This window comes from Nitrospira sp., assembly GCA_035968315.1.
GTDB lineage: Bacteria > Nitrospirota > Nitrospiria > Nitrospirales > Nitrospiraceae > Nitrospira_D.
The window spans coordinates 170,547-193,975 of the sequence record JAVYIN010000003.1 but is presented as its reverse complement, the minus strand read 5'-3'; the positions used below and the strand labels follow the sequence as shown (position 1 = coordinate 193,975).

The window sequence follows — 23,429 nt, the reverse complement described above, 5'->3', positions numbered from 1 at the left end:
TATCAGCCAGGAGGCCCGTATGAAAGAAGTTCGGAAAGTCCATTACGTCAAGGGTGTGTTTGTGTGCCCGAATTGCCGCCAGTCCTATGTCCAGGAAAAATGGATCGAAGCGTGGCGGGTGCGTTGTCACAAGTGTGACTATCGCGGAGCCTTGACGGACGTGTCCGTTGAAGAGCGCATGGAAGAGGAAACGTTTCGCCGGTGATCCGGCGCCTGTCCTGCGCCTCCTCTCCCAGCCGGTGTGAGTCCATGGGTTTCTTCAGCATCGCGAGCACACCACTCCGTTCCCTTGTAGCTCCCTTTCTCTGCGCCGTTCTTGTGCTCCTGGGCAGCGGCTCCGGCGAAACCTTCGCCGAAGAGCCCACCCCGGTGGTGCGGGTGCTCGTCACTTACCATTCTCGTTCCGGCAATACCGAGCGCATGGCCGAAGCGGTCGTGGAAGGGGTGAAGCTTGTCGCAGGGACGGAGGTGTTGCTGAAGCGAGTGGGCCAGGTGACGGCAGAGGAGTTGTTTGCGGCCGATGCGGTCGTGGTCGGCTCGCCGGTCTATTGGTCCAATATGGCGGGTGAGGTGAAAACCTTCTTCGATAACTGGCAATTCAAATTTGGCGTCTTTCCCGAATTCAAGATGAAGAACAAAGTCGGCGCGGCCTTCGCTACCGGCGGCCAGGTGTCGAGCGGGAAGGAAGTGACGATGCTCACGATGCTTGCCGCGATGCTCGGCAACCAGATGATCGTCGTCAGCGGCGGCGGGGCCTTCGGCGCGTCCGCCACCACCGAGGGCGACAGCCCCGGGATCGACAGCAAGGAACTGGCCGACGCCCGCGCCTTAGGGCAGCGCGTCGCCGAAGTGGCCAAGCTTGTTCGGGGCCACTCTGCCCGGTAGCCCGGCAATTTTTTTCACAACGATACAAGAGGGAACGCAGTCTTTCGGACGGAGGGGGCAGCGTCCATGAACGGTCTTGTCTATATATTAGACTAGGCGGTCGTGGGGTCTGAAATGGCGGGGCGGGCGTCTGAGTGTTGTGAGACGGCAGGGGACGCATTCGCACACCCCTCTTTGGCGAGCGCGACAAATTCCTGGATATTCTTGGCGCAGCGGCCGCAACGGTCATTTTTCTTCAGTCCGAACTTCGCCTTCAGCTGGCAGGGGGTGACCAGGCCGCAGCGGCCTGCATCGCGAACCTCTGACTCGGTGATGCCGTTACAGAGACAGATATACATGGCGGCGAATCCTCCGTCGACGTCCGGCTAGAACGATACTGATAGCCGTTCTCAACTTTGATCAGTATAACCTCCTGCCTGAGGGCTGTCAAGCTACCTCGTTCTCTAAGCTCGGTGTGTTGAGATGGGTTAATCTGAGGCCTCGTCCGAAGCTCCAGGCATCCCATCGTTTCGCCGTTCACGGCTCACGTTTCACGAACCCCGTAGCCAGCTCAATCAGGCCAGAGTCTCTTCCAGCTCCCGTACCATATCCCGGATCGTGTCGAAGCCCGATTGCCAGAACCGCTCGGCGGTCATATCGACGCTGACTTTGGCCAGGATGTCCTGGGGCGACTGCGAGCCGCCGGTTGCCAGCAGGTCGAGGTATTTGGGGACAAAGGCGGCTCCTTCCTCCTTGTACATCCGGTAGAGGGCCAGCACTAGGAGATTGCCGAAGCTATAGGCGTAGCAATAGAAGGGGCTTGCGAAGAGATGGGGAATCGACAGCCATTCCCAGCGGAACTCGTCCGGCACTTTGACGGCCTTGCCGAACTGCTGCCGCAGCTCTGCGAGGTAGGTGTGCGAGAGGTCATCGACGGTGGCCCCGTTTGCGATCATGCCATGGGCCTGATTTTCGAACCGGACAAAGTAGGATTGGCGCAAGACCGTCGCATAGATATCGTCGAGCTGGCTGAGCAGCAAGCCTTGGCGGACGCCCTTGTTGGTTTCTTGCGCCATGAGGGCGTCGGAGAGAATGCGTTCGCCGAACACCGAGGCGGTTTCCGCCAGCGGGAGGGTGGAGTGGAAGGTATAGACCGAATGGTGTTCGGCCAGCATACCGTGGACGGCGTGCCCCAGCTCATGAGCCATGGTGGCGATATCGCGTGCTTCGCCGGTGTAGTTCAGCATCACATAGGGCGTCATGCCGGGGACGACGCTGTAGCAGTAGGCGCCGCCGAGTTTGCCAGGTCTTGCCGGGGCATCGATGTGCCGTTCCTGGACCACCCGTTCGGCCAGCTCGGCGAGACGCGGTGAAAACCCGCGATACGCCTCCAGCACCATCCGGACGGCGTCGGCATAGCGATAGGATTTCTGCTCGGTCCGGTGCGGGGCGTAGATGTGATAGCGGGTCATCGGCTTGATGCCGCAGAGTTTGGCCTTCAGCTTGAAATAGTGCTGGAAGACATCGGCATTCTTCCGGCAGACCTCAAGCAGGACCTCGACCGCTCGATCCGGAATATCGTTGCCGAGATTTCTGGTGGCAATCGGTGAGGAGAAGTGCCGCAGCTGGAGATTTTCGGATTTCCAATCGCTGACCAGCGTCTTATAGATTTCGCCCAACAGGTCGTGATGGGACGCGTAGACCCGGTAGAGTTCGCGATAGGCCGCTTCCCTGACGCGCGGGGTTTGGCTGCGCACATATGACGTGAGTTCCTCCCGCGAGAGCTGTTTCTTTTTGCCCTTGACGGTCAGGGTAAAGGTAAACCCGTTCGTGACCACGTCGTAGAGCGTATGGACCGCGCTCCGGCCGGTAATGTTCTTCACATTGATGATTTTCTCTTCCGGCTCCGTCAGCGTATGGGGCTTGAAGCGGCGAATGGTTTCCAGGTGGTACCGCAGGTCTCCGGATCCGGCCATCAGCCGTTCGGCGTTCGGCTGATCGACGGTTTGCCACCAGAGGTCGAAGAAGAGCAGGCGATTGCTCAGGTCGGTCAGGCGTTCTTCGACTTTGGTTTTGAACGAACGGGCCTGCAGATTCTTCGTGTCTTCCGAAAACCAGAGATAGGCGTAGGCGCTCAAGCGAGAGGACTGTTGGGTGATGGATTGGCTGAGGTCGAGCAGGGCTTGAAACGCCGATGCGTCCATCGCCGGGCTTAAGGCCGGGCGTCTCGACTCGAAATCCGTGACCAGGCGTTCGATCGCGCTTAGATGAGTCTCGATCGTGCGAACCGGATTTTCAGCCAGGTGGCTCAAGTCCCAGCGGTCCGGCACGGTGGATTTCGCCGGGGGGGTCGTTTTTTTATGCGCGGGGGCTTTGCGGGATGTCTTGGTGGCCATGGGGGACGCTCCTCCGTGAGTTGAATGCTGGCGATCATACCATTGCCGTGTTTTGGAAAGAGAGAAAAACTGCATTGCCGCCGCAGCGGGTGGTCACGGTATAATTGCACACGGTGTTAAAGAGGGAGATATGACAGAACAAGAGATGAATCGGGCGATTCAATATGTGACGGCCAGCACATCGTATGGGCGGGAGACCGTTGCGGGAATCGTGAAAACCGGTCTGAGTGAGCTGGCTGATTTCGCGACCCACGGTTCGCAACGGTTCGAGCGGACGGTCTTGCTGGAGTATGTCTGCCAATGGACAATCAAGAAGACCAGCCAGCCGGAGCCGCTGGTGCGCGAAATTCTCGGGTGCGCCGGGCGGTGGCTGGACGAAGTCTACGAAGAGCTGGAGCGGCAGAAATCCGCGGAGCAAGGCGAGACCTCGGCGGACGACGAAGGGGCCGAGCCCGTGTAGACCCGTCACTCGCGAATCGTCGTGTGTTCATCGAGTGCCCGGGCGTGTGGTGTGAGGCGCGCGTCACGAGCAACGAAAGACGGCAGTGGTTATGGCGCGATTTCGTCCGCGGAAGACAGTCAAGCTGGTCGCGCATTTCCGGGAGGGGGTGCCGCAGCCGGTGCCCGCTTGGAAGCGTGAAGAGCTGGGGCTGTCGCGCGAGCTTGAAGAACGCTGGTCAACCCTCCATCGGCATTGCGCCGATCAATCGAGCCACCTCCGGCTCGGCCGTCTTGTCCGCCGATTGACGCACTATGATTGCGGGGTCCGGGAGTCCGCGCTGGCCGAGCTGGATCTGGCGAGTCGGTTGCTCCAGGTCGGCGCGCGGGTCCACTTTCTTCCAGAGTCACAGGCCAGGACGGCCGATTTGGAATGCCAGCTCAGCCGCGAACGGTTCTTTGTCGAAGTCACCGCCATGGTCGGGTCGGCTGAGCGGCAGCGGCTTCCCCTGCGTGGCCTGATAGTGGACGACGCGCGTGGAGATGAAGAGGATCGCGGCGTCATCCTCATCCATCGGATTCTCGCCCGCATCCAACAGAAGGCCAAACAATTGGCCGACTACTGCGATCCCGTAGTCTTGAGCATCTCAATCCCGCGCGCGGATTTGCAGGGCGAGCGCAGCGTGCGCACTGACGCAATTTGGCTGGATCTCAAGGCCTTGGCCGGGGCCGTGACGGTCTTGCTCACCAGGCTCACCCCGCTCAGTGCCGTGATGATCGCGCTCTGGGACGTCGTGCCGATTCCCTCCAAGGCGGGCACGCGATTAGCCAACGTCGAATTGATTGAGCGCACCCGCCATCAGCGAGGCTGTCCGCGAGTCAGGATGCTCATTCGGAATCCCAGCGCCGCCTCCCCGCTCACGGAGCGAGTGAGCGATTCCTTCGCGCAGCTGCTGTAGCCGGATGGGTGGGGGATACTCCTAGCCGAGCGTCCCCTTTAGCATCTCCAGATTCTTCGTCACCATCGCGTCGCCATTTTTGGTGGAGACGTCGATGCCGGTGCCGCAGATCGTGCGGCATTCGTCAAGACGACCGAGTCTCTGGAGCGATTGGGCCAGCGCGTAGTAGGCCGCGGAGTAGGTGGGCTTCACCACGATACATTGCTGCAGGGCCTTGGCCGCTTCTTCGAAATTGCCATCTTCCATATAGGCTTTCCCGAGACCGAACCAGGCCACATCGTCGGTCGGTTCAATCGCGAGCACTCTCTTCAGCGGTTCGATGCGGGGATTGGGCATGTCGTCCTCCAGTTACATCGACGATAGCAGCGGCGAGCGCTCGTTGTCTATGCTCTCGGCTGCGTGCTAATCTGACTTTAGCTGTCACGATGATACGTTTCACGTTTTACCTCTAACGTTTCACGGCTTGCGTCATGGGCACAACCGGCCTCGTCTATCATCCTGCCTGCCTTGAGCACGATATGGGCATGGGCCACCCTGAGTCGCCCAACCGGCTGCGGGCCATTGTGCAACAGCTGGAGCAGAGCGGCACTATGGCTCGGTTGACGAGAATCGAACCGAGAAAAGCTGAAGACGAATGGATCACGCAGATCCACACGCCAAGTTACCTCGCGTCGCTCGCGAAACAGGCTCCCTCCAGCGGACGTGTATCACTCGATCCCGATACCTCGATGTCGCCCGGTTCCTTGACGGCGGCCTATCTGGCTGCCGGAGGCGCGCTCGCGGCGGTCGATGCGATCATGAACAAAGAGGTGGCGCATGTCTTCTGCGCCGTGCGCCCGCCGGGCCATCATGCAGAAGCCAACCGTGCGATGGGGTTTTGTCTCTTCAATAATGTGGCCATCGCCGCGCGCTATGCACAGAAGCAGCATGGGCTTGCGCGTGTCTTGATCGTTGACTGGGATGTCCATCACGGGAACGGGACGCAACACAGTTTTGAGGATGATCCCTCGGTGCTCTTTTTCAGCACCCACCAATATCCGCACTACCCCGGCAGCGGCCGGGACTCGGAGCGAGGGCGCGGCGCCGGAGAAGGGTACACGATCAATGTGCCGATGGAGGCGGGTGAGGGAGACGACGACTATCGCAGGATTTTTCACGAGGTCTTGGTGCCGGCGGCGGATGCCTTCAAGCCGGACTTCGTGATCATCTCAGCCGGGTTCGATGCGCACAAAGACGATCCCCTGGCCGGTATGGGATTGACCGAGGAGGGGTACCGCGACCTCACGGGGATCGTGGCCGGGATCGCGCAGCAGCATGCGCAGGGGCGCGTGCTCTCGTCGCTCGAAGGCGGGTATAACCTCACGGCTTTGGCGGCGTCCGTTGATGCTCACATCCAAGCGTTGTTAGCCGCATGAGCCGGGGACTCAAGATTGGGCTCGGGGTCGTTGTGCTGGCGGTGGCGATCTATGTGTATTACACCGAAATCAAGCCGGTCGTGATTTTCGGGCTGCGCGACGAGTATGCCCACGCGATTCCGTTACAGAAAGTGCCCGACGGACTGACGAGTCTCAGCGCGGAATCCTGCGGCCAGTGCCATCGCGAGATCTATGATGAGTGGAAGACCAGCATCCATTCCAAAGCCTATGAAGATCCCTTTTTCCAGGCGTACTGGAAAAAGGACAAGAACATCTGGGTCTGCCTGAACTGCCACACGCCGCTGGAAAATCAGCAGCCCACCTTGATCAAAGAGATCCCGCGCGGCCGCGTCGAGAAGGCGGTGCAGGAGCCCAATCCGCACTACGATCCCGCGTATCAAAAGGAATCGGTGACGTGCGCGGCGTGCCATGTGCGCGACGGGGTGATCTATGGCCCGTTCGAAGATTCCGCCGCGCCGCATCCCACGAAGTTCGATCCCAACTTCCGTACGACGCAGGTCTGTCAGCGTTGCCACAACGTGGTGTCTGGTCCGGCGCAGTTCTACAATGTCGGCCCCTGCGGAACCTATGCGGAGTACGAAGGCAAGTTTTTTATGCAGGAGCGTGGATTCATCTGCCAGAGTTGCCACATGCCGGAGATCGACCGGCCGGTGGCGACGGACAGCCCGATTCGCCGGGGCCGCCAGCATTTGTGGCGCGGGGGGCATGACCCGGATATGATCCAGCGGGCGGTGGCCGTGCAGGTGAAGGCCGATCCGCCTGATCCGAAGCCGGGGCAGTCGGTGGCGTTTACGCTGACATTGATCAATGCCGGGGCTGGCCATAAGATCCCGACGGGAGATCCCGACCGGCACTTCACTGTCGAGTTCTTGGTGGAAGATGCCCAGAAGAAGGTGCTGGCGGAGCAGCATTCGACGATGGGGCGCTGGATTCTCTGGCAGCCGGCCATTGTCGAACTCTATGACAACCGCCTCTTGCCCCTGGCCAGCCGGGAATACCGGTTTGCGTATCAGGTGCCGGCCCAATCAGAGGGCTTGATTCTCAAGGCGCGGGTGCAGTACCACATTCTAACGGATGGGCAGCACGAGATGCTGCAAACCAAGTATGGCCTGACCGGGACCGATCCCTATCGGTTCGTGATTTATGAACGGGATTTTCCGTTATCCGGCGCGCTGGCTGCAGCGCTCAGTGAGAGCCATCAGCAGTCCGCTCTCAGCCGTCAGCCGGAACCCACAAGCTGTCCACTGAAAGCCGATGGCTGATTGCTCAAGAGAAGGAACATCATGACACATCCACTGCTCATCGACACCGACACCCTGCAGCAGCGTCTGGAAGAACCGGGCCTCGTGATATTGGATGTCCGCGGCCGGTCGGCCTACGAATTCGGCGGCCATATTCCCGGCGCGGTCCATTCCACCTGGCATGAATACAGCGATCCCAACGCCATTCCCAAAGGGCTGCTCAATCCCGATGTGGCGCAGATCGAGCGGCGGCTGCGCGCGCTGGGCATCAGCAACGACAGCGAAGTCATCATCTACTCCAATCCGTTCGACAACTGGGGCGATGAGGGTCGGATGTTTTGGATGCTGGAGTACCTCGGCCATCAGAACCTCAAGGTGCTCGACGGCGGGTGGGTGAAGTGGACGGCGGAGAAGCGGCCGTTCAGCCACGGCCTTGAGACGCCCAAGCCCGGCACGTTCACGGCTGCGCCGGTGAAGCGCGTGATGATGACCAAGGACGAATTGAAGCTGATCGTCCGGCAGCCGCATCCGCAGACCGCCGTGCTCGATGCCCGCAGTCTGGAGGAATATCTCGGGAAGGAAATCTCCGGCATTCCGAGGCCCGGACACATTCCTACGGCGATTCTTGTGCCGTGGAACACGTTTCTCAATAAAGATGCCACGGTGAAAGATTTGGCGGTGGTTCGAGAGGCGCTGGAAGACAAGGGCGTGCAGCCGTCGCAGGAGGTCGTGTGCTACTGCACCGGCGGCGTGCGGTCGGCCTGGCTCTACTTCATCTTGAAATTGGCGGGGTATGAAACGGTCCGGAATTATCCTGGATCCTGGTGGGAGTGGAGCCGGGACTTTGCCTGTCCCGTTGAAAAAGACATTCAGGGGCTGCAGAAGATTCTGGGGTTCAATGAGGCGGCCAGGCCTTCTTGACACTCAAAAATACGCTGTGTAAGGTGAACTAATCATAGCAGTAATACGCACGTGTTGCGCAACGACATCCAACCCTTAGGGAGGCCATCATGAAGATCACGGTTCGTCACAGTGTCGCGGTTTTTGTGGCAGTGAGCGCATTGGTTGCTGCTCCTCTGATGACTGGGCTGGCGCTGGCCGACAATAAGCATGTCGCCGAAGCGGTCGAGCATGCCAAGGAAGCTGCCGCCCATGGCAAGCAGGGGCATGCTGATGCCCTGGTGAAGCATGCGGAAGGGGCGCTCCATCATGCGGAAGCGGCCCAGAAAGACGTGAAAAATCCGCATCTGGATGAAGGGGTCAAGCATCTGAAGGAAGCGGTGGAGCACGGCAAGGCCGGTCATGCGGACGTGGCCACGCAGCACGCTGAAGGCGCGGTGACGCACCTGTCTGAAGTGAAGTAGTCGTACAGGCCAGGGGCAAGAGGCATGGGGCGAGAGAACGCTGAGCCCTTGTTCTCTTGCCCCTCCTGTTTCCTCTAGCCTCGCCCCTCGTGTCTCTCGCCTGAATCTCTATGCGTGTTGGATACTATCAATACGAGCCAGAGTTTGGCGCAGTGGCCAAGAACGTGGAAACTGTTCGTGCCACGCTCGAGCAGGCCGACGCCGATGTGATCGTGCTGCCGGAATTGTTCGCGTCCGGGTATCAGTTTGTCTCAGCAGAAGAGGCGCAACGCCTATCTGAGCCGGTGCCGGACGGGCCTACGACGACGATGTTAGTGGAGCTGGCTCGCCGCCGCCGGATGCACATTGTCGCCGGATTGCCGGAGCGGGCTGGTTCAAAGGTCTACAATTCGGCCGTCGTCGTGGGGCCATCCGGGTTTCTGGGCTGCTATCGCAAGAGCCATCTGTTTTTTGAAGAGACCCTGTGGTTCGCTCCGGGCGATAGCGGGTTCCAGGTGTGGGACATCGGCCCCGCCACGATCGGCGTGATGATCTGTTTCGATTGGTACTATCCGGAAGCCGCGCGGACGCTCGCCTTGATGGGGGCCGAGATCATCTGCCATCCGTCAAATCTCGTCTTGCCGAACTGTCCCGATTCGATGCCGGTGCGGTGCCTCGAAAATCGTGTGTTTGCCATTACGAGTAATCGTATCGGCACGGAGGCCCGCGGCGGCAAGGAGCCGCTCACCTTTATTGGCCATAGCGAAGTGGTCAGCCCGCGAGGCGTCATTTTGCATCGCGCGCCGCGGGACCGAGAAGAACTGGCGATGGTGGACATCGATCCGGCCGACGCCAGGAATAAGACGCTCACTCCCTACAACGATCTGCTGCGTGACCGGCGGCCGGATCTCTATCGGAAATAATCGTTCTGGAATCCACCGGAGGCTCTGTCTCCTTCCAGGCGCAGGCTTGCGCCTAAGCTGGGGGCACGGTAGGATCTGCGTATGAACGTTGAACTGGGGAAAGGCATTTTTCTCGTCGCGGCACCGAGCCTGCGCGATCCCAATTTTCGCCAGACCGTGGTCTTGCTCTGCGAGCACGGCGCGGAAGGAGCGTTGGGTGTCGTCGTCAATCGCCCGACCGCCATGTCCATCTCCGAAGCCCTGCCGCAGGTGCCGATCATTGAAGGGGCGGGCCATGTGCTCTACGCCGGCGGGCCGGTGCAGACGAATCAGGTCATGCTGCTCTATCGGGGGGATCAGCTGCCGGAGAATTCCCATCATGTCTTTGATGGGGTCTGTCTCGGCGGGGATATCGGGGTGGTTGAGCGCATCCTGACCGGCTCTCCGACGAAAGAGTCGTTCCGTGCCTACCTTGGATACTCGGGGTGGGGGCCAGGCCAGTTGGAGTCCGAAATGAAAACCGGCTCATGGATCACCTTGCCGGCGGATTCCACGATTGTGTTCGAGAAAGATCCGGCGAGTGTCTGGCAGGAGATTGTGCTGACCCTGGGCGAATCTTACCGGCATTATGCCGATATGCCGTTCGATCCCTCCTATAATTGATTCCCCCGCATTACGCCCGCAATAACTCCATTGAAGCCTTGGGCCGGCGGTGTTAGGCTCTTGCCCATGGGACGTCTCTTCCTGGGCCGCCTGAATGTTTGCCGGAAGGTGGCGTTCAACAGCCTCCTGCTCGCCTCAATGCTGTCCTCCCATTGCGGAGTGGCGTACACCGTCTACAAATCCGAATCGAAGCTGGACCGGCTCGCCGTGCCCATGACCAAGGCTCAGATTCTCGAAGAGATCGGCCGTCCGGACCGTGTGCTGCGCGACGATGGGCGGATGCTCGTGTGGGAATATTCCCTGACGGCGCGCAAGCAATGGCTCTATGAGCTCGGCCTCTGTCCGATCTCCGTCTGGATCGGCGGCTGCGTTATCTACCCGTTCACGAATGTGGCTATGGAACGGCAGCGCGAATATCCGCAGCATGTCGTGCTCGTGAACGAGGAACTCTGCGCCTGGGGGCCGCCCGCGGCCATTTTGCAGCGGCGGCGATCCTGTGAAGTGGCCGGTGTGCCGCACGGCCGTGCAGGGGCTTTCCCGGGCAAGCCTGAGCCGACTGTGACGGGGTTGGGTCCGATCGGCCGCGAAACGATCGATCGCTACCGCACGATGGCGGTCATGCTGTTCGAAGACGGACCGAATGCACCGGGTTCCGGCTCGCGGGTAGCAGGGATCGTGACGACACTCTTGTTGGATCTCGACATGAACATGGTCGAGCGCGCCAAGCTCGATGAAGTGCTCAAGGAGCAGGTGATTCAACTGACCCATGCCGACGATGCCAATGTGCTGAAAGTCGGCAAGCTGGTCGGCGCCCATGCCATCATTGTGGGCGGGGTGCAGCAATGGGAGCAGCATGTCGAGGCGCGGACAAACAGTGTGTCGCTTTCCTTGCGCATGATCGATGTGGAAACCGACCAGCTTCTGTTCAACGGCGAGGGGCATCTGACCGATCCGACGACCGACGATCCGGAGAGCTCTGCTCGCATCATTGCCCATCGCATCCTGGCGAGGTTTGGCTCACAGACTGGTCTGCTTGGATCCGGGCGCATCGGGGTGAATTGGGAATTGCTCGAGTCAGCCGGCGCGCGTTACTACGCGGTGCGAGAATTGCGCAGTGGCCTTCCCGCAGAGAAGGCCGGATTGCACGTCGGGGATCAAGTCGTCGGCTGCAACGGATCTTCACTGGCAGGAGTGAAATCAGAACGCGAAGCCAAACGGCTCTGCCAGGTCGAAGCGGGGCAGGCTTTAAAGCTCGATGTCCGGCGCGGCGGCTCCCCGATGGAACTCGGCATCGTGGCGGAACCGAGACCGGGGTTGTGATGGTATCAAACCCCTGCGGCTTGTCTATACCCTTACCTGGTGATGTTTGTGTAATTAGGTAGTAGGCCGTGCTAGCTTTCGTAGCAACATACGTCGTAACCCCGACCGCCAAGCGACCATGTATCGTAGGCGGCGGCTCAGAGGAGGTACCTTACCGAAGAAAAGCCAATCGACTACCTCTTCGTCAGTACTACGGCGCGAGAACTCTACCTTTCCTTCTCGAACGATAGCGACAGCAAGGCAGTGTGCGTATTCCGGTTTCAGAAGCCGATCTGCCGCCGCCTTGCGGCCTTCAATCCGAGGGCTGTCAATGAAGATCACAGAGTCATGATCCTCCGGGAGTTGTCGATGTGCATCATTGATCGCTGCTCCAATAGTACGAAAGACGGCACGTTCCATCCACGGGCTTGAGAGAAGGAGGTAGTAATTCTCTGGTTTTCTTTCAATCGGTGTCGATCCGACACGAATCCTCCCGTGTCTGATGATGGAGTTGTTCGAGGTAATCTTTGACCCAATCTGAGAAAGCCTTAAAGAGAATGGGCCGTGTTCTATCGATTTTCCCAATGCCTCATTTTTGATCTGGCGGCACGCAAGTTCGGCAGCAGCTCGCAAATCTCCATAAATTGCACGGTTGATACTTACCTCCAGTCGTAGATCTTCGGGAATCTTCGACGTGTAAATTGCGGTGTCGAATGTGTCGGCAACACGGATCAGTCGTTTGGCCCAGTCTTGAGTGCGAAGGTGGAGACGCTTGCATTCGCAGACAACACGGCCTATTGGAGTCTTTAACTCGAAATCTGGGCGTTTATACCTGCCAAGCACGGTATGCTTCGGCGCAAAGCGGAGTCCCTTTATATTGGGTTGATTAAGACACCACCGCGCCATCTGAGCTTCGAAGATCGAGTCAGCGAACTGTGTGGGGTTGTTAAACCCTCTGAGAAACTCATCGAATCCATCGCATCGTGCGAGAATGCTGAGTGTGTGGCCAAGATCTACGGCTTCTGCAATATCAAGTTGTCGGTGACTCTTATGACCTGTCGGAATGCTAAAACCGCCGCAACGCCAGATCATCCAGCTCCGTGTGCCGAGTTGGTGCACTAACGATTCTAGTGCATCAACAATTTCTTCCAGCGCTAGTTGGTCTTGCCTGCAAGATGCGGTGTGGTACTGGGCCAGCCTGTCGCGGCCTATCGGGGTACGAATATCAAATTCGGCATCTGTATCCATCCTATGTCCTATGGTTATGAGGCAAGCAAAATGCCTAACAATTCGCTAGCGCCTTTGCCAAGAATCTCCCTGTGTGAGACCCCGCCACCTTTGCCACCTGTTCCGGCCTGCCTTCGGCCACGATTCGTCCGCCTGCGTCTCCCCCTTCCGGGCCTAAGTCGATCACCCAGTCTGCAGTTTTGATCACATCGAGGTTGTGTTCGACGACGATGAGGGTGTTCCCCGCGTTCACCAGCTTGTGCAGCACGGCCAGGAGTTTTTTGATGTCGTCGAAGTGCAGGCCGGTGGTCGGCTCGTCCATGATGTAGAGCAGGTCTTTCGCCGTCCCGTCTTTCAGTTCCGCCGCAACTTTCAGCCGCTGGGCTTCGCCGCCAGACAGGGTCGTGGCCGATTGGCCGAGACGCAGATAGCCCAATCCAATCGACGACAGCAGGTGCAGCTTCTCGGAGAGTTTGGGTGTGCCGGAGAAGAAGGCGAAGGCTTCATCGACTGTCATCGCCAGCACCTCGGCAATTGTCTTGCCCTGGTAGTGAATGGCGAGCACCTCAGGCTTGAAGCGCTTGCCCTCGCAGGTTTCGCAGGGGACATACATGTCTTCGAAGAAGTACATTTCCAGCTTTTCGACGCCGGCGCCCTCGCACCGCTCGCAACGTCCGCCGGTGGCATTGAAGGAAAAATGGCTGGCGGTCAGACCCTGCCGGAGCGCATCGCGTTCGGATGCAAAGAGCTGCCGGATCTCGTCGAAGGCCTTCAGGTAGGTGATGGGATTCGATCTGGGGGTGCGCCCGATCGGCTGCTGATCGATCATCCGGACGCCCTTGAGGTGCTCCAATCCCTTGATAGTGGTGAAGTGGCCTGTCGGGAAGGCCTCGACGTGAAAGGCTCGTGCGAGGGCCCGATAGAGCGTGTCTTCCACCAGCGTGCTCTTGCCGGATCCCGACACGCCGGTCACGCAGATGAACATCCCGAGCGGCAGGCGCACGACCAGGTCTTTCAGGTTGTGTTCGGTGGCTCCGGCCACCACGAGCACCTTGCCGGTTCCGGAACGGCGGGATGCCGGCAGCGGGATGGATTCGTCGCCGCGCAGATAGCGGGCGGTGAGGGAGCGGCGGTCTTGGAGGAATGCCTCACGCGGTGCGGCGCAGACGATCGCGCCGCCCTTCTCGCCTGAGCCGGGGCCCAGTTCGACGATGTGGTCGGCTGACTCGATCATTTGGCGATCGTGTTCGACGACGATCACGGTGTTGCCCACAGCGGCGAGATCGTTGAGGATGCCAGCCAGCAGATCGGTGTCCCGCGCATGCAAGCCGATCGTCGGCTCGTCGAGGACGTAGAGGGTGCCGACCAGGCGGGCGCCAAGTTGGTTGGCGAGAGCCGCGCGCTGGGCTTCCCCGCCGGAGAGGGTTTTGGTTTGGCGGGACAGCGTGAGGTAGCCAAGCCCGACACGGAGCAGAAATCCCAGCTTCGCGGTCAACATGCGCAGAATATCGGCGGCGACCTCCCGTTCGAACGGACGAAGTGCCAGGCTGTCGATCCAGTGGGCGGCTGTTTCGATCGTCATGTCCGAGACTGCATGGATGTCCACGTCGGCGATCTTCACATGCCGAGCCTCCGGCGTCAGGCGGCTGCCGTGGCAGGTGGGGCAGGCGACAGGCGTGCGGTAGCGGCTCAACAGCACGCGGACGTGGAGCTTATACCGTTGACCTTCCAGGTGTGTGAAGAAGTCATGGATGCCCTCGAACGATTGGTCCCCCGTCCAGAGGAGCTGCTGTGTTTTTTTCGGCAGGCTTCTGAACGGAGCGGTGATGTCGACACCCTGCCGTTTGACGGCGAGCAGCATGTGTTCCTGCCACCACTCGGCGCTGGGCTTGCTCCAGGGCTCGATGGCGCCGTCGGCGAGCGACTTGGCTTGGTCAGGAATCACCAGCTCGGGGTCGTAGCGCAACACGTTGCCGAAGCCTTTGCATTCAGGGCACGCGCCGAGGGGGTGATTGAAGGAAAAGAGAATGGGCCGCAGGGGCTCGAACGTGCGCCCGCAACTCTGGCAGAGAAAGTGGGTGCTGTAGGGCCTGGTGCCCTGGCCGATGATGTCGAGGCTGCAGCGGCCGTCGCCTTCGCGAAAGGCCGTCTCTACGGCTTCGACGAGTCTGGTGCGATTGTCCTCGCGGATCACCAGGCGGTCGAGCACCACGTGAAGCGGCCGGTCTTTGAGGGCGGCAGGCTTGATGAGTTCATGCAGATCCAGGATGTCGTCGCCGGCCTTGATGCGTGAGAAGCCTCTGGTGAGCAGTGCGTGCAGGAACGGCTGTTCCTGTTTGGCCGCAGGGGAGGCGATGGGAAAGAGGACCATGGCGCGGGCGTCGGGATAGCGTTCCATGAGATCCTGCGCGACGCTCTGCGGCTGAAAGCTGCGAGCCTCAATGTGACAGTCCGGGCAGACCGGCCGGCCGATTTTCGCGAAGAGCAGACGCAGGAGATCGGCGATTTCCGTCGTGGTGCCGACCGTTGAGCGGGCAGTGCGGACCTGGTTCTTCTGCTCGATGGCAATCGCCGGGCGCACATTGAGAATGCGATCCACATCCGGCCGCGCAACCTTCTCCAGAAACATCCGGGCATAGGTGGAGAGGGACTCGACATAGCGCCACTGGCCTTCCGCAAAGAGGGTGTCGAAGGCGAGCGAGGATTTGCCCGAGCCGGACAGGCCGGTAATTGCCGTCACTTTGTTATGCGGAATGCGGAGCGAGATGTTCTTGAGATTGTTTTGGCGTGCCCCCTCGACGACGAGGTCGGTGATACGAGCAGGGGGCAGAGGGGTGGAGTCCACGATGCGCGCTCCGGGAATGCAACGGCGCGATCCTATCAGGCGATACCGCGGGCTTCAACGGGGATTAGGGAAATACTTGGCGAATAATTCCGGAGGTGAGAGGATGGGACATTCACGAAGGAGGCGGTATGATTCTCTCCACGACACCAACGATCGAAGGCAAGAAGGCGGTCAAGTACCTGGGGCTCGTCAGCGGGGATGCCATTCTCGGGGCCAACATCTTTCGCGACTTTTTTGCATCGATCAGGGACATCGTCGGTGGTCGCTCGGCGGCTTATGAAGCGGAACTCCGCAAGGCCAAGGACATTGCCCTTGGCGAAATGCGCGAGCAGGCCAGGCATCTTGGTGCGAATGCGATCGTCGGGATCGATATCGATTATGAAACCATCGGCGCCAGCAGCAGCATGCTCATGGTCAGTGCGAGCGGCACGGCGGTCGTCATTGAATAGCAGGAGCCGTCTGCGGGAGAAGGGGATTCTGGGGGTTCTGAAGAGGATGCGCTGATGGTGCTGAAGAATATTGAATATCTCAACCTCGGCCGTCAGATCGCGCGTCTCTTGGGGACCGCGTTGGAAGGAGCGTCAGCCGAGGCGCTCCGTGAACTCGCCCGCGCCTATGACCCATCCGCACACGAAGCCCGCATCAGCGCCGAAGTCTTTCTCTTCCACAAGTTTTTGCTGATGCAGGCCTGCGTCGGCGTCTTTCCTGAGTCGCAGGTCGATCACGTCGTCGGGGGATTATTCGCCGCGCTCAATGAACAGGCGAAAGGGTTGGACTTGTCTCCCGAGCGGCAGCAGGCCCTCGAGCAGATGTGGCAGCTGCGCGCAGGACAATTCGAAGAGCCCTTCTCCAACGACCGGGCTCATTTTCTCGATGAGGCGCCTGGCGCCTATCATTGGAAACAGACGATTTCGCGCTTTTGCCAGAACGTCCGCGAGATCGCCAATCCGCCCAATATCTGGGTGGGATCAAATGGACCTTCGCAAATAGCCAGCCGCTCCGTCACCGCTGCGCTTGATCAGATGGTATTAGCGCTCGGGGAAATCAATCGACTCCATTTCAGCGGGGCGGTCTGACGCCGGCAGTTCGGTGCGGCCCTTTTAGCGCAGCCACAATCTCAAGGCCCCCACGCAGCCCATATAGAGTGTCAGGGAGCCGATCATGGCCGGCCAGAATCCGAAGCGGGGAACGCCGGCGATCATAGCGACGACGTAGACCATCCAGGGCGGCACGAACCACAGCAGATTTTTCGCGTAGCTGACGATCGCCTCGTTCCCGCCGTTCAGATAGATCAGCACAAAGGTGGCGCCCGTGATGGCGGGAAAGGTGCTGGCAAAGGCCGCGAGAAACGATTTCCCTTGCGCACCGAGGTAGGTGGAGACGCTCACGATCGTCCCACCCAGCAGAAAATAGATCACATACTTACCCCAGTCGGTCACTGCTGTTCCTCTTTCGTTATCTTGCCGTGCCGCTGCCGAATCATGCGTCGCGTATCTTACTCAAGGGCGGTTCGGACTGCCAGGTACATCACGATCACTTCGACGGCATGCGCTACGATGGTGCTGTACAGATTGCGTGTGCGCAACCAGATCATGCCCCAGATCAAGCCGTCCCAGACGGCAATCCAGTGGAGATGCCGGAAAGTATTCACCATGAAGGGGTCGAATGCAAATACCAGGGCGCTGGCGATAAGGGCGAGGGGCGAGAGGCCAGAGGCGAGGTCCGATCTCCAGAGCCCAGATTCCAATGCGGTGAGACGCCCGAGGAGAAATCCCCGGAAGTTGACTTCAACGAAGAGGGCGATCCCGCAGATGAACCAGGGCACCATAACCACAAACGGGATGTGTGCGTGGGGGGTGTCTTTCAGGAAGGCGATGTCGTACCCCAGCGTGGGAATGAGGTGCAGCATAACGAAGGTATTGATTGCTCCGAGGACGATTCCGACGAGGCTCCCCCACCGCAGGCCTTTGCGGAGTCCGGCCCTGTCGAGTCCTAGCCGCGGAACGGCCGGAGGATTCTGCAGGCCCCATAGGATTAAGGCAAGATAGGCGACGAGCTGCGGCGTGAATTGGACGATCGTGTGTGCTTGGAGTGACGCGGGGAGGAGGTAGTAGCTGAGGGTAGCGGCAATGGGGAGCAGCGCCAGGGCTGCCCCCCGTTCTATGGCGTGAGGTGGACCGACCTGAGCTGGTCCCGGCGCCATGGTGGCGGCTACTGCAATTCGAGATGGTAGCGGTCCAACGTGGTGGCTTTGTGGCGCGCGAGGTTCGACAGCGACTTGTTGTAATCGACGGTGGCACGCAGTTCGTTGCCTTGCGCGGTGGCGAGATCGCGCTGGAAGTCCAGCACGAATCGGGTGGTGCTCAAGCCCACTTTCAACCGTTCCTGCTCGGCTTGCAGCTGTTTCTCGGCCATGATCCGTGCGGAGCGGGTGGTCTCGATGCGCTTGAAATCGGTTTGCACACGCCGGACGGCTTCGCGCACCCCGACGATAATTTGCTGGCGGACGCTGGTGAGCGTGGCTTCGGCATTGCGGGATTCGAGCTGGCGTTTATTGTAGGTGCTGATCGCCGAGCGGTTGCCCAGCGGATAGCTCAAGACCAGGCCCGCTCCATAGTTGTAAAAGTCGCCGCTGAAGTTCTTGCTGGCAGAATCGCCGTAGTCTTTGCCTAATCCGGCCATGCCCATGGTGCCTTGAAACGAAAGGGTAGGGAGCAGCTGGTTGCGGGCAAACTGCTTGTTGAGTTCGCCTGACTCCACGTTCTTCTTCGCTTGGACGATTTCCGGGCGCTGCTCAATGGCGATGTCGATGGCCTCCTGCAGGCTCAGGGGTTCCAGGACGGTGACGGGGGCATCGGTGGGGGTCAGCCGCAGATCTTGCCGCAGGTCCTCCTCTCCCGGGTTCAGGAGGCGGCGCAGCTGATCTTCCTGGTCGCGAATGGATTTCTCCGCCACCAGCACCTGTTCGACACGCGAGGCAACGGCGGCTTCGGCTTGCAGCACATCGACAATGGACATGACGCCGGCTTTGGCCTTGGCCCGGTTGGTCGCCAGCAATTCTTCGGCGGCTTTCAGCGCGGCTTGCGCGACTTTCAAATTTTCGTTCGCAAACACGACCTCCCAGTAGGTCTGCTCGACGGTCGCCAGCACGGTGAGCACCCGATCGCGGAAGACGTGCTGCTCGACATCCGCGTTATTCTGAGCCACCTTGATGAAGGTCTTGGTCACATCGATGCCGGCGTTCCGGAGCAGGGGCTGCGTGAGGGTGAGCGCCAGCCCGCCGGTATAGGCCGGATTGAACAGAAAGCCTGTGGCCACATTCTGGTTCACATTGGAGCGGGCCGGACTGTAGTTGAGATCCACGTTGCCGCCGGTGATCAGATTTTGCGTCGCATCCATGGTGATGGAGTGGTTGCGTTGGTCGAAGGTCTGGATGTCCGTCAGTGATCCGCCGGTGCCGCCGAAGACCGGCCGGTTAAGCGGCGAGACCTGGCGGTTGTATTGCCCGTTGATGCTCAACGTCGGATCGAACTTGGCTTGTTCGATGACGATGTCGGCGATGCGGCTTTCTTTTGTCTGGCGGCTGATGGAAATGTCGAGGTTGCTTTGCAGGGCGCGGACGGCGGCCTCAGCCAGGGAGATGGCCTGGCGGCGTTCTCCTGATGGGGCCGTGGTCGATGGCCCCTGGCTCCAGCAGGGGCTGGAGGTCAGCAGGACAACGGCTATAGTGAGATGGCTTCCCCAGGAGGGGAGGAACTGGTGGATGCGCATAGATCCTCCTTGATCGACGGCGTGGAACGGCTCATATTATACTGGTTCCAGGGAGCTTGTCATGAAGCAACTCGTCGTGCAGTTCGGACGCAGATGCCGGCAGATCGGCGCGATCCTGATGGTCAGCGGACTGTTGTGTTGCGGTGTTACGTCTGCCGTCTGGGCTCAAAGCGTCTCCGGCGTACGCTCGTTCGACGGAGGCGTGGGCCCGCTCTTCAACCTGACCGGTCCTGGGAATCTGTATCTCGATGGACAAGGGACGCAGGGGTATCTCTACACGCCCGGCGGCAATCTCGAAACGTATAATTTTCGGAATCCCACCACCGGCCAAGCCTGGAGCGGCGCTGTCATGACCTTTGGACCGCAGCTCTCCATCGGTCTGATCCAAGGGGCAAACCAGGGCGGGTCGCCATTAGTGTTGCCTGGCCCGCCGCGCCAGACGGCGCCTCTGCCGGCGGTTCAATCCACGATCTCGGAAGATATCCCGTATTGAGGTGAGAGGCTCAGGCCGCGCCAGTCCGCCACGATTTGTGGCTAGGGATTGGTGGCCAGTTGCCAGGCCATGGCGAGCACATACTGAGCGACGGTTCGAAGAATCTCCGGACTGATCGTCTCGGCACTGTCGGTGGGCTGGTGATAGTGAGGATGGATTCCGCCGCTGACGACGGTGACGGTTGGAATCCCCGCCTCTGTGAACGGTACGTGATCGCCGCCGGGAAAGAATCCAAAGACATCAAGTATGGATGCGAGGCCTGCGGCCACTCCCGCCTGTTGGGCCACGCTCTTGTCCAGTCCTGTCACCCCGACGGTCAACCGTCCGTTGCCGATGCCCGCATGGTCGATGTTGATCATGGCCTTGGTTGAGCTGAGCGGGACGATGGGGCGGGACGTGTACAGGCGTGAGCCCCGCAAATCTTCTTCTTCGCCGCTAAACGACAGAAAGAGAATCGTGCGCTGGGGGCGGAGGCCTGATTGTGCCAGGGAGCGAGCGACTTCCAGCATGACCGCGGTGCCGGAGGCATTGTCGTCTGCGCCGGGGAAGAACAAGCCCGCCGGCCGGCCGAAGTGATCGCGGTGGGCGCCGATGATGATGGTGTCAGGTCCCTTGCCGGGGATGAGCCCGATGACGTTTGTCAGCAGGCCTTCTTGTGTCGTGGTCTTCCAGTGGAGCGTGGCGTAGTGATCGGTGCGGCTCGACCGCGTGGCTGATGTTGTGTTGAGTTGTTCCTGGAGCGCGCGAAGCCGTTCAGGAGCTGTTCCATTTGACCCAGCCAGGATGTGCTCCGCGAGGGCGGTGCTAATCCAGGCGCCGGGGATTGCTTGATCAGGGGGGAGCTGTCCATACAATGCGCTCGGCCGTCCGGTGACGCCGCGTTTGGCTTCGTAGGGATGGAGTATCGGACCGGTTGCGGTCAGATAGCCTAAGGCGCCATGGTCTCGCGCGAAGCGGACTTTGTTGGCATGGCTGACAGGATGCTGGGCATAAGCCGGTTTGCCTCGCAGGAAGAGCACGATGCGGTTGGTCACATCGAGGCCGGCGTAGTCGTCGATTCCCTGGGCTGGATCCACGATCCCGTAGCCGACAAAGACGATGGGGCCTTGGATATCGGCGCTGGGCGAATCGAAGATGGGCATGTAATCGGAGCCGAGGGTGGACGTTGTCAGCTGGTTTGCCGTGCCGAGTCGAAGCGTTGGGGCTGGCTGGATGGCTGCGGTTGTAATAAGGGAAGCCATCGTGCCGAGGGGAGAGCCCCGTTTCCCGCTGGCAAAGGGAAACATGAGGGAGCCGTTGTTGATCAGGGGGAGCTGAAGTCCCGCCGCATTGAATGCTTGTGCAACCCACTGTCCTGAGCGCAGGTCGTCGTCTGTGCCGGCTTGCCGTCCGTTGAATGCCGGCGCACTGAGCGTGCGAATATCCGCGAGCATCCATTCCGTAGACAGAGATTCCAGGGCTGTCTGAAGAACGGTGTCGGGCGATTGTGCGTGAGCGGGTGCCGTGAGGAGGGCAACGGCGGCACAGAACAGCGCGTGAAGGATTTTGGAGCGGAGGATTGTCAGAATCTGGGCCATCTGGATGAGCAGGAGGTGGACGGTGGAGCGTCTGATGGACAGCATAGCATAGGTGAGCCCCTGCGGGGCAGCGCAGGGAGGGCGGAGTTGAACCTGTCTGGAGGAGGCTCTTCTCTTTGACGGGTGAGCGATTGTATGATGAGGGGCAGAGTCGCTGAGGTGTTTCGTCAACGCGCATGGCCTGGTCGGTATTGCCGGCCGGCGTTGGCTTAGAAAGGAGTTCCTGTGGCTGCTGGTGGATCGGGCAACGGATTATACGATCATCTCTATGCGCGGTTCTTCGCCAATCGCGAGCGCCATCAGGGCTATGATTTTCAGCATGCGCCGGGCGGGAGTGCGGCGCCTCAGCCGGTGACGTTTGCGCAGAAGCTCCGATGGTGGACGTGGGATCGCTGGCAGCGGCGGAAGCGAATTATGGCCGAACGTGATCGGTTGCAGCAGGACATCATCAATATCCGGAAAGCCCCCAAGCCGGGCGCCCGGACATAACAGAGTCGAACGAAGAGAGGGAGTGGGATATGGTGCGTACGGGAATTCGGAAGCCTGTCATCCATACATCAATCCTGGTGAGCGGCATGTGTGCGGCGATGGTCGTACTGGCCGCGTGGCCGGCTGCGGCGGTGCCCCGCGAAAGCCATGAGGAGAAGGAAGCGAATTTACGGCAACAGGCGAAGGGCGGTCTCTTTCACAAGTGGACCTTCGATGCGGATGCGGTGAATGCCTTGCCTGGAGGGTTCTCGCCCTTGTCGGGAGACGCTATCACATCGCCGCCGGTCTGGACGGTCATACCTGATGCGACCGCTCCGTCGGCGCCTCAGGTGGTGGCGGTGACGTCGAGTTGTGAGGGTGAGGCCTGTTTTCGATTGTTGGTCGCCGACGGGCTGGCGTACGAGTATCCGGATCTGTCGGTGCGGTTTCGGTCTGCGGCGGGATTGGCCGGGGTGGGGGGCATGGCGTTCGGAGTGAAGGATGCCAAGAATTTCTATGCGGCGTTGGTTGATGCGGAGGCCCGCTCTGCGCAGGTGATCAAAATGGTTGACGGTGTGGCTACGGTATTGGGAAAAACAGCGGTGACGCTGAAGGCGATTGAATGGCACAGCCTGCGTGTGCAACGGAATACGATCATCAGTAAAGACTTTATCGAGGCCTTTGTCGATGGGGTTTTGGTGCTGTCGGTGGAAGATCAGGATCTTGGAGCTGGGCAGGTTGGCTTCGTAACACAGGGGAAAACATCTTTATATTTCGATACGTTCCACGCAGTCCCCCTATTTTCCCATCGTCCCTTGTCTGCCCCGGCAGCCTATTGAAATGGGGAGGATGGCGAAAAGAATGATTCTGCGCTTGCCTTTTCCTGTAAGGCTGGAGTAGCATCGCCTTGCTTGATCGCGAGAGGCCTGGTGATGAAGCACTGAGAGTGACAAGGCCTGAACCGATGTTGTTTTGGTCCTGCCCGGGAAACTGATCGGAAGCCAGAGCTAAGCGCCGCTGTGTTGACGTCTTCGCCCCATTCCTTCCTCACTTCGTTCTCGAGTCCAAGACAACACCATTTTCTCAAAGGAGGAACCCAATGGGTTCGAAGATCTACGTTGGTGGATTGCCTTATTCGACAACCGAGCAGCAACTGAGCGATCTGTTCGCTGCGCATGGAGCCGTGACGTCGGCGCGCATTATCACGGACAAGTTCACGGGGCAGTCCCGTGGATTTGGTTTCGTCGAAATGTCGTCCGATTCCGAAGCTCAGGCGGCGATTACCGCGTTGAACGGCACCCAGCTGGGCGGCCGGACATTGACTGTGAATGAAGCCCGTCCTCAGGAGCCCCGCACCGGTGGCGGCGGCGGTGGACGCGGTGGATTTGGCGGCGGCCGGCGCTAAGCCGCTCGCTCCAGAGATGTTATCGGAGGGCTGCCGGAACCATCCGGCAGCCCTCTTTGTTTTTATCGGCTGCTCTCACGGCGGCTGAGCCTGTGCCGGCGC

Annotated in this window: 26 protein-coding genes; 17 read left to right on the top strand and 9 right to left on the bottom strand. The window is 60.0% G+C overall.

The window, feature by feature from the left end:
* Positions 1–19: 19 nt before the first annotated feature.
* The gene (locus RI101_02880) at positions 20–205 is read left to right on the top strand and encodes a hypothetical protein (GenBank protein MEC4888983.1); all 186 of its coding nucleotides are present in this window, start codon (positions 20–22) and stop codon (positions 203–205) included.
* Between the two features lie 44 nt (positions 206–249).
* Positions 250–885 carry an NAD(P)H-dependent oxidoreductase gene (locus tag RI101_02875; GenBank protein MEC4888982.1) on the top strand — a complete coding sequence of 212 codons (636 nt, stop codon included), beginning with the start codon at positions 250–252 and terminating at the stop codon, positions 883–885.
* A gap of 92 nt (positions 886–977) precedes the next feature.
* On the opposite strand, the gene RI101_02870 is transcribed toward RI101_02875, so the two are convergent.
* Both RI101_02870 and RI101_02865 read right to left on the bottom strand, forming a co-directional pair.
* Positions 978–1,223 (bottom strand): (2Fe-2S)-binding protein, encoded by a 246-nt coding sequence (locus tag RI101_02870; GenBank protein MEC4888981.1) that lies wholly within the window; start codon positions 1,221–1,223, stop codon positions 978–980.
* 216 nt (positions 1,224–1,439) lie between these two features.
* The gene (locus tag RI101_02865) at positions 1,440–3,260 is read right to left on the bottom strand and encodes a M3 family oligoendopeptidase (GenBank protein ID MEC4888980.1); all 1,821 of its coding nucleotides are present in this window, start codon (positions 3,258–3,260) and stop codon (positions 1,440–1,442) included.
* 130 nt (positions 3,261–3,390) lie between these two features.
* Between RI101_02865 and RI101_02860 the strand changes: the two genes are divergently transcribed.
* Together RI101_02860 and RI101_02855 are read left to right on the top strand one after the other, a co-directional pair.
* A complete protein-coding gene (locus tag RI101_02860) occupies positions 3,391–3,720 on the top strand; it encodes a hypothetical protein (GenBank protein MEC4888979.1) in 330 nt (109 codons plus the stop codon).
* A 91-nt stretch (positions 3,721–3,811) separates the two neighbouring features.
* Positions 3,812–4,657 (top strand): hypothetical protein, encoded by an 846-nt coding sequence (locus tag RI101_02855; GenBank protein ID MEC4888978.1) that lies wholly within the window; start codon positions 3,812–3,814, stop codon positions 4,655–4,657.
* Positions 4,658–4,678: 21 nt separating this feature from the next.
* On the opposite strand, the gene RI101_02850 is transcribed toward RI101_02855, so the two are convergent.
* Positions 4,679–4,993, bottom strand: coding sequence for a tetratricopeptide repeat protein (locus RI101_02850; GenBank protein MEC4888977.1), 315 nt, complete (start codon positions 4,991–4,993; stop codon positions 4,679–4,681).
* Between the two features lie 134 nt (positions 4,994–5,127).
* Between RI101_02850 and RI101_02845 the strand changes: the two genes are divergently transcribed.
* From RI101_02845 to RI101_02815, 7 genes are all read left to right on the top strand, one after another.
* On the top strand, positions 5,128–6,072 hold the full coding sequence (locus RI101_02845; GenBank protein MEC4888976.1) for a histone deacetylase: 945 nt from the start codon (positions 5,128–5,130) through the stop codon (positions 6,070–6,072).
* Positions 6,069–7,355: a multiheme c-type cytochrome gene (locus tag RI101_02840; protein MEC4888975.1), complete on the top strand. Its 1,287-nt coding sequence runs from the start codon at positions 6,069–6,071 to the stop codon at positions 7,353–7,355. The genes RI101_02845 and RI101_02840 overlap by 4 nt, the downstream gene beginning before the upstream one ends.
* Before the next feature lie 21 nt (positions 7,356–7,376).
* Positions 7,377–8,255 (top strand): sulfurtransferase, encoded by an 879-nt coding sequence (locus RI101_02835; GenBank protein MEC4888974.1) that lies wholly within the window; start codon positions 7,377–7,379, stop codon positions 8,253–8,255.
* Between the two features lie 89 nt (positions 8,256–8,344).
* A complete protein-coding gene (gene smbP, locus RI101_02830; protein ID MEC4888973.1) occupies positions 8,345–8,698 on the top strand; it encodes a small metal-binding protein SmbP in 354 nt (117 codons plus the stop codon).
* A gap of 110 nt (positions 8,699–8,808) precedes the next feature.
* The gene (locus RI101_02825; protein ID MEC4888972.1) at positions 8,809–9,600 is read left to right on the top strand and encodes a nitrilase-related carbon-nitrogen hydrolase; all 792 of its coding nucleotides are present in this window, start codon (positions 8,809–8,811) and stop codon (positions 9,598–9,600) included.
* An 81-nt stretch (positions 9,601–9,681) separates the two neighbouring features.
* Positions 9,682–10,242 carry a YqgE/AlgH family protein gene (locus RI101_02820; protein MEC4888971.1) on the top strand — a complete coding sequence of 187 codons (561 nt, stop codon included), beginning with the start codon at positions 9,682–9,684 and terminating at the stop codon, positions 10,240–10,242.
* Positions 10,243–10,308: 66 nt separating this feature from the next.
* Positions 10,309–11,562 carry a CsgG/HfaB family protein gene (locus RI101_02815; GenBank protein MEC4888970.1) on the top strand — a complete coding sequence of 418 codons (1,254 nt, stop codon included), beginning with the start codon at positions 10,309–10,311 and terminating at the stop codon, positions 11,560–11,562.
* Positions 11,563–11,616: 54 nt separating this feature from the next.
* On the opposite strand, the gene RI101_02810 is transcribed toward RI101_02815, so the two are convergent.
* Both RI101_02810 and uvrA read right to left on the bottom strand, forming a co-directional pair.
* Positions 11,617–12,789: a hypothetical protein gene (locus RI101_02810; GenBank protein ID MEC4888969.1), complete on the bottom strand. Its 1,173-nt coding sequence runs from the start codon at positions 12,787–12,789 to the stop codon at positions 11,617–11,619.
* A 34-nt stretch (positions 12,790–12,823) separates the two neighbouring features.
* Entirely contained in the window at positions 12,824–15,613 is a 2,790-nt protein-coding gene (gene uvrA, locus RI101_02805) for an excinuclease ABC subunit UvrA (GenBank protein ID MEC4888968.1), read from the bottom strand.
* 128 nt (positions 15,614–15,741) lie between these two features.
* On the opposite strand from uvrA, the gene RI101_02800 reads away from it, so the two are divergent.
* A complete protein-coding gene (locus RI101_02800; protein MEC4888967.1) occupies positions 15,742–16,062 on the top strand; it encodes a heavy metal-binding domain-containing protein in 321 nt (106 codons plus the stop codon).
* A 54-nt stretch (positions 16,063–16,116) separates the two neighbouring features.
* On the top strand, positions 16,117–16,689 hold the full coding sequence (locus RI101_02795; GenBank protein ID MEC4888966.1) for a hypothetical protein: 573 nt from the start codon (positions 16,117–16,119) through the stop codon (positions 16,687–16,689).
* 24 nt (positions 16,690–16,713) lie between these two features.
* Here RI101_02795 and RI101_02790 read toward each other — a convergent pair whose 3' ends face one another.
* From RI101_02790 to RI101_02780, 3 genes are read right to left on the bottom strand one after another with little or no spacing between them, the layout of a single operon-like run.
* On the bottom strand, positions 16,714–17,052 hold the full coding sequence (locus RI101_02790) for a DUF3147 domain-containing protein (protein ID MEC4888965.1): 339 nt from the start codon (positions 17,050–17,052) through the stop codon (positions 16,714–16,716).
* 56 nt (positions 17,053–17,108) lie between these two features.
* A complete protein-coding gene (locus RI101_02785; GenBank protein ID MEC4888964.1) occupies positions 17,109–17,816 on the bottom strand; it encodes a CPBP family intramembrane glutamic endopeptidase in 708 nt (235 codons plus the stop codon).
* A gap of 8 nt (positions 17,817–17,824) precedes the next feature.
* Positions 17,825–19,384 carry a TolC family protein gene (locus RI101_02780; protein MEC4888963.1) on the bottom strand — a complete coding sequence of 520 codons (1,560 nt, stop codon included), beginning with the start codon at positions 19,382–19,384 and terminating at the stop codon, positions 17,825–17,827.
* A gap of 61 nt (positions 19,385–19,445) precedes the next feature.
* Here RI101_02780 and RI101_02775 point away from each other — a divergent pair, with 61 nt between their 5' ends.
* Positions 19,446–19,877 carry a hypothetical protein gene (locus RI101_02775; GenBank protein MEC4888962.1) on the top strand — a complete coding sequence of 144 codons (432 nt, stop codon included), beginning with the start codon at positions 19,446–19,448 and terminating at the stop codon, positions 19,875–19,877.
* Between the two features lie 41 nt (positions 19,878–19,918).
* Here the strand turns inward: RI101_02775 and RI101_02770 are convergent, their stop codons facing one another.
* Positions 19,919–21,499 (bottom strand): M20/M25/M40 family metallo-hydrolase, encoded by a 1,581-nt coding sequence (locus RI101_02770; GenBank protein MEC4888961.1) that lies wholly within the window; start codon positions 21,497–21,499, stop codon positions 19,919–19,921.
* A gap of 180 nt (positions 21,500–21,679) precedes the next feature.
* Here RI101_02770 and RI101_02765 point away from each other — a divergent pair, with 180 nt between their 5' ends.
* From RI101_02765 to RI101_02755, 3 genes are all read left to right on the top strand, one after another.
* The gene (locus RI101_02765) at positions 21,680–21,943 is read left to right on the top strand and encodes a hypothetical protein (GenBank protein MEC4888960.1); all 264 of its coding nucleotides are present in this window, start codon (positions 21,680–21,682) and stop codon (positions 21,941–21,943) included.
* A 29-nt stretch (positions 21,944–21,972) separates the two neighbouring features.
* Positions 21,973–22,761: a hypothetical protein gene (locus RI101_02760; GenBank protein MEC4888959.1), complete on the top strand. Its 789-nt coding sequence runs from the start codon at positions 21,973–21,975 to the stop codon at positions 22,759–22,761.
* A 260-nt stretch (positions 22,762–23,021) separates the two neighbouring features.
* Positions 23,022–23,327, top strand: a complete 306-nt coding sequence (locus tag RI101_02755; protein MEC4888958.1) for an RNA-binding protein — start codon at positions 23,022–23,024, stop codon at positions 23,325–23,327.
* The last annotated feature ends 102 nt before the right edge of the window (positions 23,328–23,429 follow it).

What these genes read in the sequence shown, in the direction of transcription:
- smbP (MEC4888973.1), top strand. Translation starts at nt 8,345, where the DNA reads ATGAAGATCACGGTTCGTCACAGTGTCGCGGTTTTTGTGGCAGTGAGC.
- RI101_02820 (MEC4888971.1), top strand. Translation starts at nt 9,682, where the DNA reads ATGAACGTTGAACTGGGGAAAGGCATTTTTCTCGTCGCGGCACCGAGC.
- RI101_02840 (MEC4888975.1), top strand. Translation starts at nt 6,069, where the DNA reads ATGAGCCGGGGACTCAAGATTGGGCTCGGGGTCGTTGTGCTGGCGGTG.
- RI101_02850 (MEC4888977.1), bottom strand. Translation starts at nt 4,993, where the DNA reads ATGCCCAATCCCCGCATCGAACCGCTGAAGAGAGTGCTCGCGATTGAA.
- RI101_02795 (MEC4888966.1), top strand. Translation starts at nt 16,117, where the DNA reads ATGGTGCTGAAGAATATTGAATATCTCAACCTCGGCCGTCAGATCGCG.
- RI101_02785 (MEC4888964.1), bottom strand. Translation starts at nt 17,816, where the DNA reads ATGGCGCCGGGACCAGCTCAGGTCGGTCCACCTCACGCCATAGAACGG.
- RI101_02810 (MEC4888969.1), bottom strand. Translation starts at nt 12,789, where the DNA reads ATGGATACAGATGCCGAATTTGATATTCGTACCCCGATAGGCCGCGAC.
- RI101_02825 (MEC4888972.1), top strand. Translation starts at nt 8,809, where the DNA reads ATGCGTGTTGGATACTATCAATACGAGCCAGAGTTTGGCGCAGTGGCC.
- RI101_02760 (MEC4888959.1), top strand. Translation starts at nt 21,973, where the DNA reads ATGGTGCGTACGGGAATTCGGAAGCCTGTCATCCATACATCAATCCTG.
- RI101_02860 (MEC4888979.1), top strand. Translation starts at nt 3,391, where the DNA reads ATGACAGAACAAGAGATGAATCGGGCGATTCAATATGTGACGGCCAGC.
- RI101_02815 (MEC4888970.1), top strand. Translation starts at nt 10,309, where the DNA reads ATGGGACGTCTCTTCCTGGGCCGCCTGAATGTTTGCCGGAAGGTGGCG.
- RI101_02845 (MEC4888976.1), top strand. Translation starts at nt 5,128, where the DNA reads ATGGGCACAACCGGCCTCGTCTATCATCCTGCCTGCCTTGAGCACGAT.
- RI101_02775 (MEC4888962.1), top strand. Translation starts at nt 19,446, where the DNA reads ATGAAGCAACTCGTCGTGCAGTTCGGACGCAGATGCCGGCAGATCGGC.
- RI101_02855 (MEC4888978.1), top strand. Translation starts at nt 3,812, where the DNA reads ATGGCGCGATTTCGTCCGCGGAAGACAGTCAAGCTGGTCGCGCATTTC.
- RI101_02755 (MEC4888958.1), top strand. Translation starts at nt 23,022, where the DNA reads ATGGGTTCGAAGATCTACGTTGGTGGATTGCCTTATTCGACAACCGAG.
- RI101_02865 (MEC4888980.1), bottom strand. Translation starts at nt 3,260, where the DNA reads ATGGCCACCAAGACATCCCGCAAAGCCCCCGCGCATAAAAAAACGACC.
- RI101_02835 (MEC4888974.1), top strand. Translation starts at nt 7,377, where the DNA reads ATGACACATCCACTGCTCATCGACACCGACACCCTGCAGCAGCGTCTG.
- RI101_02880 (MEC4888983.1), top strand. Translation starts at nt 20, where the DNA reads ATGAAAGAAGTTCGGAAAGTCCATTACGTCAAGGGTGTGTTTGTGTGC.
- RI101_02770 (MEC4888961.1), bottom strand. Translation starts at nt 21,499, where the DNA reads ATGCTGTCCATCAGACGCTCCACCGTCCACCTCCTGCTCATCCAGATG.
- RI101_02780 (MEC4888963.1), bottom strand. Translation starts at nt 19,384, where the DNA reads ATGCGCATCCACCAGTTCCTCCCCTCCTGGGGAAGCCATCTCACTATA.
- RI101_02875 (MEC4888982.1), top strand. Translation starts at nt 250, where the DNA reads ATGGGTTTCTTCAGCATCGCGAGCACACCACTCCGTTCCCTTGTAGCT.
- RI101_02800 (MEC4888967.1), top strand. Translation starts at nt 15,742, where the DNA reads ATGATTCTCTCCACGACACCAACGATCGAAGGCAAGAAGGCGGTCAAG.
- RI101_02870 (MEC4888981.1), bottom strand. Translation starts at nt 1,223, where the DNA reads ATGTATATCTGTCTCTGTAACGGCATCACCGAGTCAGAGGTTCGCGAT.